This is a genomic window from Vibrio sp. 1-2 (7-a), from assembly GCF_013048515.1.
Lineage (GTDB): Bacteria > Pseudomonadota > Gammaproteobacteria > Enterobacterales > Vibrionaceae > Vibrio > Vibrio diabolicus.
In genome coordinates this window covers 1-16,698 of the sequence record NZ_VHSQ01000016.1, presented here as the reverse complement: position 1 = coordinate 16,698, position 16,698 = coordinate 1, and the positions used below count along the sequence as shown (strand labels likewise).

The 16,698-nt window shown below is 42.8% G+C and carries 13 protein-coding genes and 2 pseudogenes; 11 read left to right on the top strand and 4 right to left on the bottom strand.

Annotated elements, in window-relative coordinates:
• The first annotated feature begins 301 nt into the window (after nt 1–301).
• Nucleotides 302–1,129 carry a restriction endonuclease gene (locus tag FKN08_RS21830; protein WP_170892855.1) on the top strand — a complete coding sequence of 276 codons (828 nt, stop codon included), beginning with the start codon at nt 302–304 and terminating at the stop codon, nt 1,127–1,129.
• Between the two features lie 242 nt (nt 1,130–1,371).
• Here the strand turns inward: FKN08_RS21830 and FKN08_RS21825 are convergent, their stop codons facing one another.
• Nucleotides 1,372–1,857 (bottom strand): hypothetical protein, encoded by a 486-nt coding sequence (locus FKN08_RS21825; RefSeq protein WP_170892854.1) that lies wholly within the window; start codon nt 1,855–1,857, stop codon nt 1,372–1,374.
• Between the two features lie 125 nt (nt 1,858–1,982).
• Here FKN08_RS21825 and FKN08_RS21820 point away from each other — a divergent pair, with 125 nt between their 5' ends.
• The 3 genes from FKN08_RS21820 to FKN08_RS21810 all read left to right on the top strand — a co-directional run bounded on the left by FKN08_RS21820 (nt 1,983) and on the right by FKN08_RS21810 (nt 4,200).
• On the top strand, nt 1,983–2,252 hold the full coding sequence (locus FKN08_RS21820) for a helix-turn-helix domain-containing protein (RefSeq protein WP_170892853.1): 270 nt from the start codon (nt 1,983–1,985) through the stop codon (nt 2,250–2,252).
• Nucleotides 2,253–3,273: 1,021 nt separating this feature from the next.
• Nucleotides 3,274–3,573, top strand: coding sequence for a hypothetical protein (locus tag FKN08_RS21815; RefSeq protein WP_031858044.1), 300 nt, complete (start codon nt 3,274–3,276; stop codon nt 3,571–3,573).
• Nucleotides 3,574–3,768: 195 nt separating this feature from the next.
• Nucleotides 3,769–4,200, top strand: coding sequence for a GNAT family N-acetyltransferase (locus FKN08_RS21810; RefSeq protein WP_170892852.1), 432 nt, complete (start codon nt 3,769–3,771; stop codon nt 4,198–4,200).
• Nucleotides 4,201–4,985: 785 nt separating this feature from the next.
• Here FKN08_RS21810 and FKN08_RS21805 read toward each other — a convergent pair.
• Nucleotides 4,986–5,447: a hypothetical protein gene (locus tag FKN08_RS21805; protein ID WP_064377323.1), complete on the bottom strand. Its 462-nt coding sequence runs from the start codon at nt 5,445–5,447 to the stop codon at nt 4,986–4,988.
• Nucleotides 5,448–5,567: 120 nt separating this feature from the next.
• A pseudogene (locus tag FKN08_RS21800) lies at nt 5,568–5,973 on the bottom strand (DDE-type integrase/transposase/recombinase); the annotation flags it as partial.
• 285 nt (nt 5,974–6,258) lie between these two features.
• On the opposite strand from FKN08_RS21800, the gene FKN08_RS21795 reads away from it, so the two are divergent.
• The 7 genes and pseudogenes from FKN08_RS21795 (at nt 6,259) to murI (ending at nt 15,766) form a co-directional block, all read left to right on the top strand.
• Nucleotides 6,259–6,825, top strand: coding sequence for a hypothetical protein (locus FKN08_RS21795; RefSeq protein WP_170892851.1), 567 nt, complete (start codon nt 6,259–6,261; stop codon nt 6,823–6,825).
• Nucleotides 6,826–7,254: 429 nt separating this feature from the next.
• Nucleotides 7,255–7,752: a hypothetical protein gene (locus tag FKN08_RS21790; RefSeq protein ID WP_170892850.1), complete on the top strand. Its 498-nt coding sequence runs from the start codon at nt 7,255–7,257 to the stop codon at nt 7,750–7,752.
• 109 nt (nt 7,753–7,861) lie between these two features.
• Nucleotides 7,862–9,010: an ATP-binding protein gene (locus FKN08_RS21785; protein ID WP_170892849.1), complete on the top strand. Its 1,149-nt coding sequence runs from the start codon at nt 7,862–7,864 to the stop codon at nt 9,008–9,010.
• Between the two features lie 232 nt (nt 9,011–9,242).
• Nucleotides 9,243–10,046, top strand: a complete 804-nt coding sequence (locus tag FKN08_RS21780) for a DUF3800 domain-containing protein (RefSeq protein ID WP_170892848.1) — start codon at nt 9,243–9,245, stop codon at nt 10,044–10,046.
• Nucleotides 10,047–10,416: 370 nt separating this feature from the next.
• Complete coding sequence (locus tag FKN08_RS21775; RefSeq protein ID WP_170892847.1) at nt 10,417–13,959, top strand: hypothetical protein; 3,543 nt, start codon at nt 10,417–10,419, stop codon at nt 13,957–13,959.
• A gap of 315 nt (nt 13,960–14,274) precedes the next feature.
• Nucleotides 14,275–14,922, top strand: a pseudogene (locus tag FKN08_RS21770) (ATPase); the annotation flags it as partial.
• Between the two features lie 40 nt (nt 14,923–14,962).
• Entirely contained in the window at nt 14,963–15,766 is an 804-nt protein-coding gene (gene murI, locus FKN08_RS21765) for a glutamate racemase (RefSeq protein WP_046874611.1), read from the top strand.
• Here murI and FKN08_RS21760 read toward each other — a convergent pair.
• A complete protein-coding gene (locus FKN08_RS21760; RefSeq protein WP_170892846.1) occupies nt 15,729–16,184 on the bottom strand; it encodes an RNA-binding protein in 456 nt (151 codons plus the stop codon). The two genes, murI and FKN08_RS21760, sit on opposite strands and share 38 nt — an antisense overlap.
• Between the last annotated feature and the right edge of the window lie 514 nt (nt 16,185–16,698).

Here is a 16,698-nt window from a genome sequence, read left to right as displayed (position 1 = left end):
GAAATTTGAGCATTCAATAGTGCATTTGGTTGAGTAGGTAGCGAGATTAAACGTTCCAATCTGAAAGTTCACACTTTGCATAGTGATATAGGCGGATTTAGAGCGCCTCTAACAGTTCAGTTTTGTGATGTTGGTGAGCAAAAATATTTGAGAGTGACACGATACTTTAAGGAAGTTGCCCTAGAAGAAGATAAAAATTGGAGCCCGTAACGAATTGTTTTATGGATTAATGCTCATCATGATTTGCCTGCCAGCTAAACTATGATTAAATGCACTTTGGTGCATATTTAAGGAAAGGTTAATGGCAAGGAAAAGTGATGGCATCATCTGGCATTTGATGGATGCACCGTGGTGGTTAAGTGTGATTTTATCGATAGGTGTGTACGTCGCCCTTTCATACGTATTACCAGAGCTTGCTGCCAGCAGTAACAACTTTGTTTTTAATGCTGTCGCCCCAAATCTTTCCATGTTCGCACCGTATTTTGCGTTGCTGTTTTTCATTCCCGCGCCGATTGCTTTTTTTAAACAATTTCAGAGAAGGCAGAGGTATCGGACGACCACTTCACATATTCGCTCGAGACGAGTAACCACGCCATTTCACCAATTAAGCTGGCTAGAGTTTGAATCCTATGTCGGCGAGTACTTTAAGCATCAAGGCTATACGGTGAAGCAGTCTTTTTCACAAAAGCCTGACGGCGGCATTGATATTTGGTTGACGAAAGATGGAGAGCTAAGCCTAGTGCAATGTAAGCACTGGAAGGCCAAGAAAGTTGGCATTCAGGTACTTCGAGAAATGTATGGTGTCATGATAGAGCACCACGCAAGCAAAATGATTATCGTCACGTCAGGAGACTTTACATCAGAAGCCATTGCTTACGCACAAGATAAACGCCTGTGGTTGGTCAACGGCTCAGAGTTGGTTCATATGATTGAGGATGGACGGAGCTTTGAAAATAAACCACCAAAACCAACGAGCGACGCGAAACCGGTACCGAAAGTATGCCCAAACTGTCAGTCTGTCCTTGTAAAACGAGTGGCGAAACGAGGAGCAAATAAAGGGAAAGCATTCTATGGTTGCACTTCGTTTCCAACGTGTCGATACACGATTGATTACTCAAAGCCTAATTAGCGTGTTTTGCTAAAAAAAATAAAAATGGGGTAAATGCAACCTGTGGGCGGCTTTTCACATCCTTGTACGTCCCTATAGCTGTACTCAATGCTCTCACTTTAACCCACAGCTCGAAAAGCCGCATCGCTAGTTTAAGAGGCTTCTAGAGCACCAACAAGTGGGGATTGTCGTCATACTTTTAAAGTTATAGCGAGCCTCCCAAAACAGGGATAGGCTACTGATAATTCGAGGGATAACGTTTGCTACCTTGGTTTGGCTATTTTGTTACTTTCGGTCGCTTGCCGCAATACTTGCCAAATGTCGGGTAAGCGGTGACCTAGCCTTTGTAACGTCATCACAATTTGAGACTGGTGATGCTCATCCGTTGGAGCGCCATGACCAAAGCGTAACTCTTTACAACGCTGAGCTTGTTCTAGATGGTCAAAATCAGCCGTCAACTCTAACAAGGCTTTTTCTACTTGCCGGTAGTTAAAGCAACCGGTCGACAAGGTTTGAGCGATGATGCTCAGCCCTAAGTGCATCGACATCATTTTTTTTAGCTCGCGCTGAATATCGGCACTATCATCAATGCGGTACTGCTCGTAGAAGGGTACTAAGTGCGGATATATGTGCGATGGCTTTAGATTTGACATTAGACGCTGGCGCACGACTAAGGACGAGGCATTAGGATGGCGCTCTAAAATATGTTCGATGCGATGCTGCAATTGTGCATCATTGAGTTTTCCCATCTCTTCCCAACGTTCAGCATTCAGATAACGTCATTTTGCCATATTGCGTCTCAAGCTTGATCAAGTATTTTGAGAGTTGTGTCGTATAATGAGGGCATTCATCGTCATAACACAGCACTACCATCATGCCTTGTAAACCTATTGATAATAAACTCTTTCTAGAGCACCTCACTGAGCTTCTTTCACACACTCGTGACAGCCGAACCGCTACGCCGGATGTGTCCGCTCTTTTGCCATTTGTTCGAGACGTTGTGCTTGAGGAAGTCGTCATACACTGTCGAGGCAATCAAGCGAAAGCCTCAAGAATACTAGGCTTGAATCGAGGTACGCTACGCACCCACATGAGTCGAATAAATAAACAAAACGTAACGATGGCGCACAATGACAGCGTTTGAGTACCTCTACTGACCGCAGGACTAAACCACTCTTTGATTTCGAATTGGAATGCTTTATTGAGCAAACGACACAGCTCTTTTTTCGCTCTCTCAGATACGACAAAGCCACAGGCAGAACCTGTGGCTTTGTATAACAGCGACAGAATGTTTTTCATTCAATTTGAAGAGGGAACGCATTCTGTGTGCAGCGCTGGGCGTTTTATCACCACAATAGGGAGGGAAAACACCTAAGCTTATCGGATGTCCTCGGTGGGCTGCTTTGCAATTATGCCAAGTTCAAATCGATACCATTACTTCTGGCCAGATAGTAAATAGTAACTCAAAGAAAAAGCAGGAATACCCGAGGCTCTCGAGCATAGTCTAAAATTGAGCGTTGAAAATCGCAAGTTTACCAGATGTCAAAATGAAGATAGTTGACGGTATTTTCCCTAAAAGAGTCCTGAAATGAACTTCTAGCAGCAAGTCATCATAAGAATAAATTGTCCAACAGGTTGTTGGACAATTTCTCGTACCCAATTATGCAAGAGGCTCTTGCAAAATTGCGAAACAAGTTATTTCGTAAATCTTTTACTCGACACATCGCTTTGGCAGTAGGACTAATATGGGCATTGCTTATCAATCAACTACCCAGTATTCCTTCTTTCCAGTGGATTCGGGAACTGTTGCAAAATGTGCAATAGTTGCCTGAGAGGTGAAAAACTTCAGTTGTTGCAAAATCAGCAACTACTGTCATCGCCCCCAATTGTGCAACAGCCTGTTGCACAAATTAGCCTGAATCAAAAATGCCCCATTCTGTGCCAGCGTCAATTGAGCCTGTTCCCTTTTGCTCTGCCTCATGACTTAGTTTTTACTAATACGTTTAACGTGTCTACATAAGAAGGATACTTCGCTGAGTAACAATGAAAATTCAGCGACTTTGTTAATTGTTCAGTTGCCTATAGGACAGCTATAATTTCAGCTACTACTTAGTTGTTATTTGGTACTAAGTAATGATTAATCTTATCAGCGACAGGAGTTCACAATGAAAGTTTATGGACAAAAAACGATAGAGGTCGTTGTTGATCGATGTTGTGATATCTGTGGTACTAGTGTGATGGTCGTCGATTCAAATGGCGTTAAGTTAGAAGAGGTTGGTGAACTGACTGCTAACTGGGGATTTGGGTCAAAAATGGACGGTATTACCCACCACCTCGATATGTGTGAAAGTTGTTTTCAAGTTGCATTATCTGCTCTAAAGGAGCATCGTAGAAGCATTGTGATGTTCGATGATGAGCAAGACCTTCCCGATGAAAAATTTGGTCAACAACCTGTTGGTGGCTAAAATCAGACTCGCTTGTTAGTGAAAAAAGCCGTTTCCCAATTGTGCAACAGCCTGTTGCACAAATCAGCCAAAATCAAAAATGCCCCATTCCAAGCCAGAACCCTTTGCTTACATCATTAGACTACTTAATTATTTTCGGATAAAATACGCACTCGCGGCTGCACATGAATTTCAGTCAACTTTATAGAGAATACGATGATTGTAGAAAATGTGCTTCCTGAAGATTACGCAGAAATGCTGAATGTTTGGGAAAACTCAGTCCGAGCAACTCATGACTTCATAACAGAAGAAGATATTGAGTTTTTTAAACCAATTATCATTGAGCAGGCTTTTCCTGCTGTCACGTTAAGATGTATTAAAAGTAATGATGGCTCAATTCTAGGCTTCGTGGGTATCCATGATTCTAAGGTTGAAATGCTGTTCATTTTAAACGAGGCAAGAGGGCAAGGTATTGGTAAGGTGCTACTGCAATACGCAATAGAGCAGTTAGGTGCAACCAAAGTCGATGTAAACGAACAAAACCCGCAAGCAGTAGGCTTCTACGAGCATATGGGTTTTAAAGTAGTTTCTCGTTCACCACTTGATGATATGGGAAAACCTTTTCCAATTCTGCATATGACACTTTAAAGCTCGGTTTGTCGTAACCAAGTTTGTTAGAAGAAACGCCCAAAGCTAATAACTTTGGGCGTTTCCGTATACGGTGAAAAATCCAATATAAATGTTTAAGGTTTCAAGATACTTTTTCTCACCTGAACTGTGCCACTTAGTCATTTGGGCTAAGAAGGTTTTGTCCATCTTCGAGCTAGCTGATGTGGCTAGCTCAGATCTGCCCCTTTCCTTGTTTCAGAGCTAATTTCTAGCTGCTCACTATGCTATAAATTATCTAATGTCATTTTTGAATCGAGAAGTAAGTCATGAGTAAAAAACTGTTGCCAGAAAAAGACCCTTTAGAAGGATTAACAAGTCATACTGCGCACACCGATGAATTCGTGACTACAAGTAAAAAAGATTAGGGGGCTTACTCGGAAGGTGCGGATAAGGCGGATATTGACTTTCTAGTTGAACGACGTGATGTTTTTGACTCTTCCCGAATTGAATTTGAGGAAGATGAAAAAGACCGAGAACTAGTTAAGCAAAGAGAAAACTCCCCAGAAATTGACGTTGATATTGATGAGTTGTGAACCAGTATGTTTGTGTTTCGGATTTAATCACCAGAATCAAAAATGCCCCAAGTGTATCAACTTCTCATTTGTTTGAATTGCCACCCGACCGAAAAATAACAAAAGTTAGATTTAGCGATGATATGAGCGTAAAAGCTACGCTTTAGTCACTTAAATTGGATCATTTAGGGCTGGATCTATACGAACGAGCTAAAGAGCAGAGTAAATATTTAATAGTAACTAAGAATATGCCTAACTCTTCTTTGAGAGATCCAGAGCTATGGTAGATTGATAGAACGGAGCTGAGTAATCCTGAAAGATATGGTTGAATTGCTCACGGCTATCAAGCACAAAAGCAACTCGAACGTGGTCTAGGTTGTATGTCGTCAAAATAGAGCGTAACCAACCCGCCAACGAACTCTCCAAAAGCGCTCTACAGCCTACGAACCACACCCATGTTTGCTGATCACTTCGAATAACATCTAAGATTTCTGACTTGTATCGATAACCATCTCCCATTGAAGTTAGGTCGATGTACACAACATTAGCTCCCAGTCCATGGTTAATGCGATTGTACGTATCTTGAAGTTCTTTACCGCATTCACTATCAAATGTGTGAAACCTCATTACGCCCAACTCCCAATAGCCGTGTATTAAGCGTTCTGGTGTACCTACAGGCCAGCTATCAAAGGTGTATAAGTTATCTTTACGCATCTACGAAACTTATTGTTATGAACGGATTAGAGAAGTGAAGCCCAATGGCTGGACACATAAGCCAATATCTTAAGTGATTGAACCAGCTCATACAGCGTAGCTCTGTCTGTCAAAGTAGACTTAATCAGGGTGAGGTCATTGAGTACCTGGTGTTTACGCTCCTCATTATAAAACACCATGTAGTGCCCGATTTCAAGCTCTGCTTCACGGGGTGTGCTGTAATCTTTTAAGCAAATCTCCTCGTATTACAAACTTCTCAATAGTCGCTCAATAAAAAGATTGTCAATCCAGCGACCTTTTCCGTCCATGTTGATCCATATCCCCCTGATTGAGCAACCTCTGTGTGAACTCAGTGCTAGTAAACTCGCAGCCCTGATCGGATAAAGATATCGGTGGTCCGTAGTATTGGAGCACCTCTTCGAGAGCCACGATACATAAAACTTGTACCCTTGGTGTTCGATAACCGCGAGGACAACACCTTACAGTTATACCAGTCGATAATGACAACCAAGAACAGGAACCCTTTTGTTGATAGTTCGTTCATTTACAAGAAAGTTTGTCACTTTTTTCTCTGTCGGTTTAACTTGACAGAGGTGATATGAACTGCCTATAGCAAACACGCCTTTGCCCCAAAAATCAGTTAGCCACACAAGTTAGATAAGTTTCTTTTGGCGGTCCTTGATCTACTTTTGCTAATGGCTGATTATGTGCTTAGTTTGGTATGTTAGACATGTGCTGTCTGACAGGATTCTACAGACAAAGTTTAGTTAATAAATACTGTTAAATAACATACTATTTTCGGAGATTCTTGATGATTGACTATTCTTTATTGAATGAAAGTGATAAGAAAAATGTTCAAGAAGCTATATCCAATAAACAACCATTTTTTGGTTATATTCCAGAGTATGGTTTCGAATTCATTTTAAACAATTATAAGTTTTTGGCTAAAGCTGGTGTTCTAGAAGAAAGTTGGATGCAGGCATATATACATTCGACTGATTTTTCAAAAGTTACTATGGCTCAACTCAAAGAAGTATTTGAAGCCTGTTTAAAAAGCAAACTACAAGAAGCATATCCTATCCCTGAAGGACACAAGTTTTCTGGTGGCAAACGATTTAGTTTGTTTAGAGGTTGTGCGGGGCCAATCCATAACCTTGGGATGTCTTGGTGTGATTCGTTAGATAAAGCGATTTGGTATGCTTCTTCTCATTCTGAAAGGTGCAATTTAAGTAATCTAGCAGTTTACGCAACAACAGTGTCAAAAGACGAAATATACTGTGTAGGTGACCACTATGATTATGACTTCATAGTCCTACCTAAAGTTGCATGGCGTATTGATGTCCCACAGCAGGAATTCCGACTCAATAGACCACGGTAAGAGTACCTAAAATATTGCAATGGATATAGGAGAATTTGGCATATGTGCCATTGAATGAAACATTACATGGTAGAAAGCAGTGAGCAATCGAGTATTTGAGTACGAGAGTGTAGAAATTCCCAACAGTAGTGTATTGGATTCGGCTGATCAGTTTTATGATGGGGCTGAAGTTTTAAGACAGCTACCACCTTTGTCTGGTGTTTTACTTCCGATGATAACGAATGCAGCTCTAGCAATGGAGTTGTATATAAAGTCTCTATGTGTGCGTTCAGTTATTCAAGACTACAAGCACTTTGGTAACAGAGTATATGGAGGTAGGATGACAGAGTTGCCTCTGAAAAGCGGATATACCTTAAGCAACCTTTTGGACAGTGTTATCGATGCCTCAATACTTAACAGGGCTAGCTGTTTTTACATATTGGAGTTCGTATGATTAGTTCTCAAGAGATTTCTGAAATAGTAGAAAATGGGCGCGTGATTTTAGATAGAATGCCCCCTATACATGGTGGGTGTTTGTACATCAGCGCTTTGTTGGTAGCTATGATAAATGATCATACGGAACTAAACGCAAAATTAGTGACTGGAAGTTTGGTAGTAGAAGACACAACTATATTTAGCCATTCAAATATTGCAGGAACTTTTGTAACTGATAATGATGTTCTATCCAACTGGAATGGCCATGCTTGGGTTTCTATTTCAGGCATCATTTTCGACTTTTCAATATTTAGAACCATATATTCTGGTCAAACTCCTAAAGCTATATCTGATATGTTTTTGAGAATATTTGGCGATCTATCCTATTTAGTCGGTCAACCAAAGAAGCTTAGTGAAATGGGTGTGGTTTACGAGCAACGTGAAGAGTTAACCGATGCCAATGTAACAGCCCTAATACAAAGCGCAGATAGGCTCGGATTAATAAACAGCTAACAAACTGCTTAAGACGGACTGTCACTTTCGGTACTTTTAGGTTAAAGATGAAGTTGGATGTTAGCGTTGTTCACCATTTTACGCGGTATTACATGCATCATGAGGAAACATGGAAAAACTCTTAGATAATCTACTTTCGTTAAAAAGTGAGGGTTTGTGGTGGGATTTCAAGCAGAAATTTCATGATAACCTCTTTGACTTACTCCATGATATTACATGTTTGGCAAACGTAATTCATGATGGCGACCGATTTTTGATATTTGGCATAAATGATGCCTTTGAGGTTGTTGGCTTAGATATAGAGGAGTGCCGTTTCTCGCAAGCTGATATTATTAGTTATCTAAGACAGCAGCCATACGCTGAAAATAACATCCCGACTATTGATATTAAATTCGTGAAGTATGCTGAAAAGACCGTCGCTGTTTTGAGCATAAAAAATGAAAGACTGAAGCCTTTTTACTTTACGAAAGAACTTAAGCATCGTAATAAAATTCTAAGAGCTGGCGCTGTATATGCACGAACACGGGATACAAATACGCCAAAAGATTCTTGTGCAAACCCTCAAGATACAAAAGCGATGTGGTTGGAGCGTTTTGGGCTAGACTTGCCCGCAATAACTCGCTTTCAGTTACTTTTAGAGGATACCGATAACTGGATTTATAATGGAATAAACGGTGCGTTTTATGCATTAGACCCAGACTTTACTATATCCATTTCTGAAGAAGATTATCGAGGCGGTAATTTTTGGTGGCAAAATACTCTAATTGAAGAGCCTGTAAAGTATGATTATTTGCTCAAGTACAAAAATGCAGTAATACATGAATTACCCGTCGTTCATTTCCAGAATGAAGGCTTATGTGTCCCATTCCCTAATGTCGAGTATGTTACTCACCCTGAAAAGGGAGATGGGCTTAATGCAAAATTTTATTGTGATCTCTTTTTCTATACGAAAGGCACATTATCGTATGTATTATTCAAGCATTTGCGTAAAATCTATAATGACAAACCAGACTTGAATACGCCTATTGTTACTCAAGCAAAGCCACCAATAATAAAACTTCCGTTTTTTATTCTGGATAAGAACGAACAAATTGACGAACTTCGTAATTCCTATCTGCTTACATATAAAAAGTTTGTTGAAAACCAAGATGACATTGTCGCGAATAGTATTTATCAAGGAAATGAAATGGATCGGTACAAACTTGAAAGGGTGTTTTCGGAGTGGGCGTTTTGTGAGCTAACTGGAAAATGCATATAACAATTGTTGAGATACTTTTTCTAATCCAATCTACCTCAGACGTTCCATATATCTAAATCAGTTTTGTCCAAAGGTTTGCTTCGGGGCATCAAAACCGAAAATGCCCCAAAGTTTGTTAGGCAAAGACTGAAGTCATATTTATGTCATCATAAATTGACCTATTTTTACTAATGACTCAGTATGTACTTAGTTTGGTATGTAAATTTGGTGTATAAAAGAGTAAGGAGGGCAAGTGCATATTGCTATAGATGACACATATGGACCAAATGTGTCGACAAATTCTAAGTTTGTTACTGGAAATAGAAGAACGAATGTTGGGATTGTCTTTCCAGATGATGAAGTTGATTATATCCGTGCTCAAATTAAAAACTGCCTTAAATTAATTAAAGAAGAGTTTTCTGTCGAGTCTGAAGAGTTTCATTTTGTCGAGATCTATAATAGAAAAAGTCCGTGGGATAAGTTGCCAGGTCACGCAAATCTTAGGATATTGGAAGCTTTCGCTGAAATCTATACCAAATATAAGTGGAAAGTATTTATACAGACTATTGATGACCGAACATTAAGAGATCACGGGATAGTTACTGTAAAGGGAAAAGTGAATCAATTCGACTTAGAAAAACCTTCTGATTTATCATTATTTTGGTTACTAATAAAAATCAAAAAATTCTATTTTAACAAAAATGAAAAGTTGACTGTTTTTGTTGACGAGGGACTAGGTAAACCGGATGCTGATGTCGGTAACGAAGTTTTTCATGACTACCCAAATGAATACTTTGGAAAGTTCCAGTCATCTTCTAGTGAACCTTTACTACAATTAGCTGACTTTGTTGCATTTATAGTAAACAGATCTACGCATCTTTATATGAAGGAAAATAGAACTGATACAGACAATTGGTTTTTAGAACTGTTTAACTATATAGACATAAATAGTGATGATCTCGCTAAATGTACTGCTGATGTTGACGATTACAGAAACTTTACCATTTCAGATTTCGATGAACTTCACTCCGAAGATCGTAGAAAAAAAGGCTTATAACCCTAGTAAAATATCCCATATTAGCCCCCTAAATTGAAGTCTCTATATTTAGTTTGCTCGGTAATTAAAGACATGGCGCCAAAACTTGATACAGTGGACGTTAGATAAGGTCATAAGAACCGCATATAGAGACCATTATCAATTTCGTTCGCATCTCGAAATTTGCTCCAAAGTTTGCTAGAACTTGTTTGGGCAATCGCAAACGATCGAATGAGTTTCCATACAAACGTTTAAAGACGGATTAGCAACGCTCTGTGGCTCCAGTTCAAAGTTTTAGTCCGATGTTTATGGCACTATGTTTCAAGCTTGGTGGGGCGTTGCTCACCATTAAGTACTGCGTTAGGCATAAACAATCAGGTCGTGGGTATAGATGGTAAAAAATAAGAAACTAAGCAATCCGTTTTCCACAGGCGGTGGTGGTGTTCATTTTGAAGCGCATGTCCAAGCGTCATTTGTCGCGCTGATGCTTACTGGCGGGCACGCTCCCTGTCTTCCCTGCTGGCCCATTGCAGAAATCAAACTTCAGGGCAAGATTGACGGCTTTGATACAGATGACCTCATTGTTGTCGTGGAAGACGTGAACAGCAAGGAGCGGCGGAAACTTCTCGGGCAGGTCAAGCATTCAATTGTCATCACGCAGGGCAGCACCCTGTTTGGAGAGGTGGTGCAGGCCGCTTGGAATGATTTCAAAAACCCCAAGGTGTTCACGCGAGATAAGGATATTATAGCGCTGATCACAGGACCGCTCAGCGCAACCGATGCACACAACGTACAATGGTTGCTGAAGCAGGCGAGGCACACCAAAAACGTTGATGAATTCTTCAGAAACGTCCAGCAAGCGAATTTCAGCCCACCCAAGAGTGTCGAGAAACTGGAAGTCATTCAGCACCACCTGAAGGCATCAAACGGTGGCAACGATGTTTCAAGAGACGAATTCTATGACTTCCTGAACCACTTCCATCTGCTCGGTTACGATCTTGGTAACGAGTTCGGTGTTGTCCTGTCTCTGCTACATTCCCACATTTCCCAATTCCAACAACAGTATCCACAGTGGGTCTGGTCACGGGTTGTCGATGTTGTACAAACATGGAATCAAGATGCTGGTACGATCACGCCCGGCAAGCTGCCGGATGACCTTCTAGAAGCATTTAAACAAAAGGCCGTGGCGGAAATGCCCGAGGAATTCAAGGCGGTGCAGGAGAAGCCTAAAACCGATTGGGCTCAGCACGCGGACGCCACCTATCTGGCCTTGGCAGTTCTGATTGGCGCTTGGCAAGACGAAAGTCAATGCGACCTTGAGGCGATAACCAAACTGCTTGGCATCCGTTATGACGAGTGGTTAAAGAAGGCACGGGAAATATTAAACTGCCCTGACAGCCCGTTGTCTCTCAAAAACGGCGTCTGGAAAGTTGTTGATCGAGTCGAGCTTTGGAGCTTGCTGGGATCACGCATCCTTGATCAGAACCTCGATACGTTTAGGTCGCTTGCTGTTTCCGTACTGAAGGAGCCAGACCCTACTTTTGAACTACCCGCCGAAGAGCGATACGCGGCAAGTCTTCATGGCAAGGTGTTGAAATGTTCACACGTGTTGCGAAAAGGCATTGCCGAGGGTTTGGCCATTCTGGGCAGCCACCCGGAGTCGTGCGCTAACTGCTCGCAAGGTAAAGCTGAAGCAACCTGCGTATTGGTGATACGTGAACTTCTGACCGATGCTGACTGGGTTTTGTGGGGCAGCCTGAACGGTTTGCTGCCCACTATGGCCGAAGCCGCCCCGGGTGAGTTTCTTGATGCGGTCGAGAAGGCGATGCGTATGAGGCCCTGTCCTTTTGATGAGCTTTTTTCCCAGGAAGGCAACGGCATCACCGGCGGCAACTATCTAACTGGCCTGCTCTGGGCGTTGGAAGGGCTAGCCTGGGACGAACAATCTTTGGTTCGAGTCTGTGTTGCGCTTGGTGAACTTGCCAGCCATGACTCTGGCGGCCAGTGGGCTAATCGTCCATCCAATTCTCTTGCAACTATTTTGCTGCCTTGGCTGCCGCAAACGCTGGCATCTGTTGACAAACGCAAGGTGGCTGTGCGGACGCTCCTGAGTGAATGGCCGGAAATCGCCTGGAATCTGATCATTCAGCTTCTGCCTGGTCAGCACCAGACCTCATCTGGATCGCACAAACCAAGCTGGCGCAAGACTATCCCCGATGATTGGGAAAAAGGGGTTACGAATAAGGAATACTGGCAGCAGGCATCTTTTTACGCGGAACTTGCGGTGGCTGCCGCAGGCCAAGATACCTCCCGGCTTTCCACATTGATTGATCATTTCGATAACCTGCCTGACCCCGCTTTTGATCAACTTCTTCAGGCTCTTGCCTCCCAGCCTATTTCAGAACTCCCTGAAGAGCAGCGACTTTCGATTTGGGACCATCTAACGAAATTCACAAACAAACACCGGCGGTTCTCTGATGCGAAATGGGCATTGCCCGACGAACTGATTACCCGCATTGAACAAGTTGCCGAGCAACTCGCGCCCACCAATCCGTTCAATTTATATCAGCACCTTTTTACCGATCGTGACTTTGATCTCTACGAAGGGAATGGCAATTGGGAGGAGCAGCGCAACAAACTCGAAACGCGACGAGAAACGGCCATTTCAGAAATCTTTCAGCAAGATGGTGCCGAGGGTGTCATCCGATTTGCTGAATCCGTTTCTTCCCCCGACCAGGTAGGGCACGCGCTTGGCGCTATTGCCAACCCAGTCATTGAGCGAACCCTTTTGCCTCATTTCCTAGATTCAGCAGACAAGAGGCGCAAGGCATTGGTGAGCGGCTTTATCTGGCGGCGTTACTACCTCAAAGGTTGGAAGTGGTGCGACGACATCAATAAATCTGATTGGTCGCCGGAGCAAGTAGGACAATTCCTGGCTTGTTTGCCGTTTACCAAAAAAGCATGGGATCGCGCTTCTGAATGGCTGCAGGCCCAGGAGAGTGAATATTGGACGCGCACAGGCGCGAATGCCTATCAGGCCGATGGCGATCTTGCCATTGCCATTGAGAAATTGATTGAGCATAACAGACCACATGCGGCAATCAACGGCCTGGATAGAATGCGCCATGACAAGCAGCTAATCGATAGTAAGCAATGTGTTCGAGCGTTGCTCGCAGCGCTTTCCTCTAGTGAGCCTAGCTACGCCATGGACGGGTACCACATCGTCGAACTAATCAAGTTTCTTCAGACAGAGCCTTCGGTTGACCAGGACGATCTCTTTAGAGTCGAGTGGGCATATGTTCCCTTGCTCGACCGTCATAGAGGAGCCGCGCCCCAACTACTTGAAAGCAGACTGGCCAATGACCCCAATTTTTTTTCCGAGGTAATCCGACTGATCTACCGATCCAAGAAAGAAGAACAGTCTCCGAAGGAACCCACCGAGGACTCAAAGGCAATCGCAACAAATGCCTGGCGGTTGCTCCATGAGTGGAAGACACCGCCGGGGTCACAAGAAGATGGAACGTTTAGCGATGAGCGTTTCACTGAATGGCTCCGAAGGGTGAAGGAAGTCTGTACGGAATCTGGCCACCTGGAAGTTGCATTCATTAGTATTGGCGAAGTATTGATTCACACCCCACCCGATCCAGACGGCTTATGGATACACCGCGCTGCCGCTGCCGCACTGAATGACCGTGAAGCTGATGACATGCGTAATGGCTTTAGAACAGGGACATACAACTCACGCGGTGCTCATTGGGTTGACCCAACCGGCAAACCGGAGAGAGAACTGGCTGAACAGTTCCGGAATAAAGCCGAGGAAATAGAGAACGCCGGGTTTCAGCGATTTGCAGTTACCTTGAGAGGTTTGGCGGACGACTATGACCGCGAAGCTGAACGAATTGTTAACGATCACAAAGACCGGGAAGATGAGTAACCTCAATACCTAACAATCGTATCAACGCGGACTGTCAATTTCGCTGCGCTTCATTGCCAGCCGGTTATGTGGAATGTGAATCCATAGAAGTTCTAATTCGAAATTCACTAATCCGAGCTAAAAGCCTAACTCGGAAATGTCCAGAAACGTGTCAGAAATTGTTAAGGCAGTAGTTAGTTACTGTGAGGTTTATGGTTAATACTGCATTGTATTAACATTTCTTATAATTATTGTAAGGGCGATGTTGTCATGAAAGCCTTCCAGTATTAGTTCGGAAACTAATGTTTTGTCTGATGAAAATTAAAGCTTGTACATAATGGCAAAGATTCGACATTAACGCTTGAGCGCCTTAACGAGAATCCAAATTATCAAGTTGTCGGTTTGTACACGACTTACGTAGGGAAAGAAGTCCCTTTCCAAGCAACTCCGCTTGAGGTTGTACAAATGCAAGCAGACTTACTTGCGCTTCCGCTCATTACTATCGAACTGCCTGAAGTCTTTCCGAGTAACGACATTTATCAATCGACCATCGTTAATGCATTACAAAGTAGTGGTCTGAATATAGAAGCTGTCGCATTTGGCGATATGTTTTGCAATGGCATTGCCGAGTACCGACGCAGCTATATTGAACCTGCTGGCTGGGAGTGCGTCTTTCCGCTATTAGGGGAGAGCAGCGACAAACTAGCGATGGAAATCATAGAGCGTGGTATTCAAACGATGTTGATCACCATCGACGGAAGTGTTCTCCCTCCAGAGTGGTGTGGTCGCTGGTATGACAAAGTCCTAATAGAGTCATTACCAAGTCAAATTGATCCCTGTGGGGAAAATGGTGAATTTCACACACTGGTCACGTCTTCGCCGTCTTTTCAAGGGCATATCGAGCTAACGAAGCGAGATGTAGAATCTGGAGATAGATTCAGCCATCAAAGATACCATGCTAAAGCATTGCCAAAACAAATCTAAGCAGTATGATCGCAACGTTTCTGTTCTTTAGGTAAGGCTCGTGCGAGTAGCAAGTAAGAAAAAAGTCCTAGTTTTTGACTCCGGTGTTGGTGGTCTTTCTGTATTCCAAGAGATACATCGCCTATTGCCGCATCTTGACTACTTATACTTATTCGATAATCAGGCTTACCCTTATGGTGAACTCGATCAGGCGGTACTCATTTCACGAGTTAACCAACTGGTCTCTTCATTAGTCGAAGAACACCAAGTCGACATTGTTGTCATTGCTTGTAATACGGCAAGCACCATAGTGCTTCCTTCCTTACGTGAAAATCTATCGATTCCCGTTGTTGGTGTTGTCCCTGCGATTAAACCCGCATCGCTTTTGGCATCAAAAGGGGTAGGGCTGATCGCCACTCCGGCGACAGTAACACGCCAATATACTCACGAGTTAATACGAGACTTTGCGCAAGGCAAACCAGTTGAGCTGTTGGGATCAACTCGCTTGGTGGATATGGCCGAAGAGAAGTTGCGAGGCAACAGCGTTTCTCTAGACGAACTGACAAAAATCCTGCTTCCGCTTCGCGATAAAGTAGACGTTGCGGTGCTCGGTTGTACTCACTTCCCTTTAATCAAAGAGGAAATTCATCAAGCTTTGGGTGGGGACGTTACTTTAATTGATTCGGGTGCAGCCATTGCACGTCGAGTAAAAGCATTACTATTAAGTGATGAAATTGAGGATACGGAAGAGGGAAGTAAGTCGATTTATGCCAGTGCAACTCCTTGGCAGGAAGATGCACTGAACATTTGTTTAAAGAAGCTAGGTTTTAATCCCGTTCTGGTTTACCACCATCCGGGTGTTTAGGATCGTTCGCAATTCTCACTTTTAGCGTTCTCTCCATATATTCCTTTTCATTCAGTTTAGCGATAGCTGGCTTGGCATCTGCCGCAGCCATCACGACAAAACCAAACCCTCTTCTTTTTCCAGTGCGCTTATCTTTCATTAAGCGTACTGCATAGACCTGTCCATATTCAGCAAACAAATCGCGAACGTGACTCTCATTGGCCTTATAAGGAAGGTTGCCGACATACAGAGTTTTAGTTGATGGATCCGAGTCTGTTGATTGAATAGAAGGTGTCTGGCTAGAAAATGAAAATAAAAAAGCAGTAGCGATAACACCAATGAGAAAACTCAAGGCTGGTGGGATGGTGACTTGAGAGAAGACGATTCCCCCAACGACGGCCAGCCCAGCACATAAAATCAGATTTTTTTTAGACGTCATTTTAATTACTACACATAGTGATAAAGAGATCGATTGTCCATTAACAGAATAGACACATGAATCTTACGTATATGGTTGGTGTTTTTCCAACCAATTGCTGTGATATGTCTCAAATGTGACGAAGAAATATGCAAATATCACGCTTTTGGCTAACTAATGACCTGTTGAAAGTTTTTTTGCAAAAAACGCTTGTACTAATTTCTCAACTCCCTATACTGCGCATCCACCGACACGGAGTGAGACGAAAGTCACACAGCGAATCGGAAGTGAGAGAAAAAGAAATTTGAAAAAATGCTTGACTCTCTCACGGTGCGGAGTAAGATACGCACCCCTAACGACGAGCAACTAAGTTGCTGGGTAAGTTAGAAAAGCTCTTTAAAAATATAAACCTATCAATCTGTGTGGGCACTCGTTGATGATAATCCAATTAGAAGCTTCGGCTTCAAATTAGGTTTCAATGAAACGAAGTGACCATTGAATCTTCGGATTCAGCACAGTCAATTCAAACATTACT

Coding starts and splice junctions, on each gene's coding strand:
- FKN08_RS21830 (WP_170892855.1), top strand. CDS start 302: ATGGCAAGGAAAAGTGATGGCATCATCTGGCATTTGATGGATGCACCG.
- FKN08_RS21810 (WP_170892852.1), top strand. CDS start 3,769: ATGATTGTAGAAAATGTGCTTCCTGAAGATTACGCAGAAATGCTGAAT.
- FKN08_RS21760 (WP_170892846.1), bottom strand. CDS start 16,184: ATGACGTCTAAAAAAAATCTGATTTTATGTGCTGGGCTGGCCGTCGTT.
- FKN08_RS21775 (WP_170892847.1), top strand. CDS start 10,417: ATGGTAAAAAATAAGAAACTAAGCAATCCGTTTTCCACAGGCGGTGGT.
- FKN08_RS21785 (WP_170892849.1), top strand. CDS start 7,862: ATGGAAAAACTCTTAGATAATCTACTTTCGTTAAAAAGTGAGGGTTTG.
- FKN08_RS21790 (WP_170892850.1), top strand. CDS start 7,255: ATGATTAGTTCTCAAGAGATTTCTGAAATAGTAGAAAATGGGCGCGTG.
- FKN08_RS21795 (WP_170892851.1), top strand. CDS start 6,259: ATGATTGACTATTCTTTATTGAATGAAAGTGATAAGAAAAATGTTCAA.
- FKN08_RS21820 (WP_170892853.1), top strand. CDS start 1,983: ATGCCTTGTAAACCTATTGATAATAAACTCTTTCTAGAGCACCTCACT.
- FKN08_RS21825 (WP_170892854.1), bottom strand. CDS start 1,857: ATGGGAAAACTCAATGATGCACAATTGCAGCATCGCATCGAACATATT.
- FKN08_RS21815 (WP_031858044.1), top strand. CDS start 3,274: ATGAAAGTTTATGGACAAAAAACGATAGAGGTCGTTGTTGATCGATGT.
- FKN08_RS21805 (WP_064377323.1), bottom strand. CDS start 5,447: ATGCGTAAAGATAACTTATACACCTTTGATAGCTGGCCTGTAGGTACA.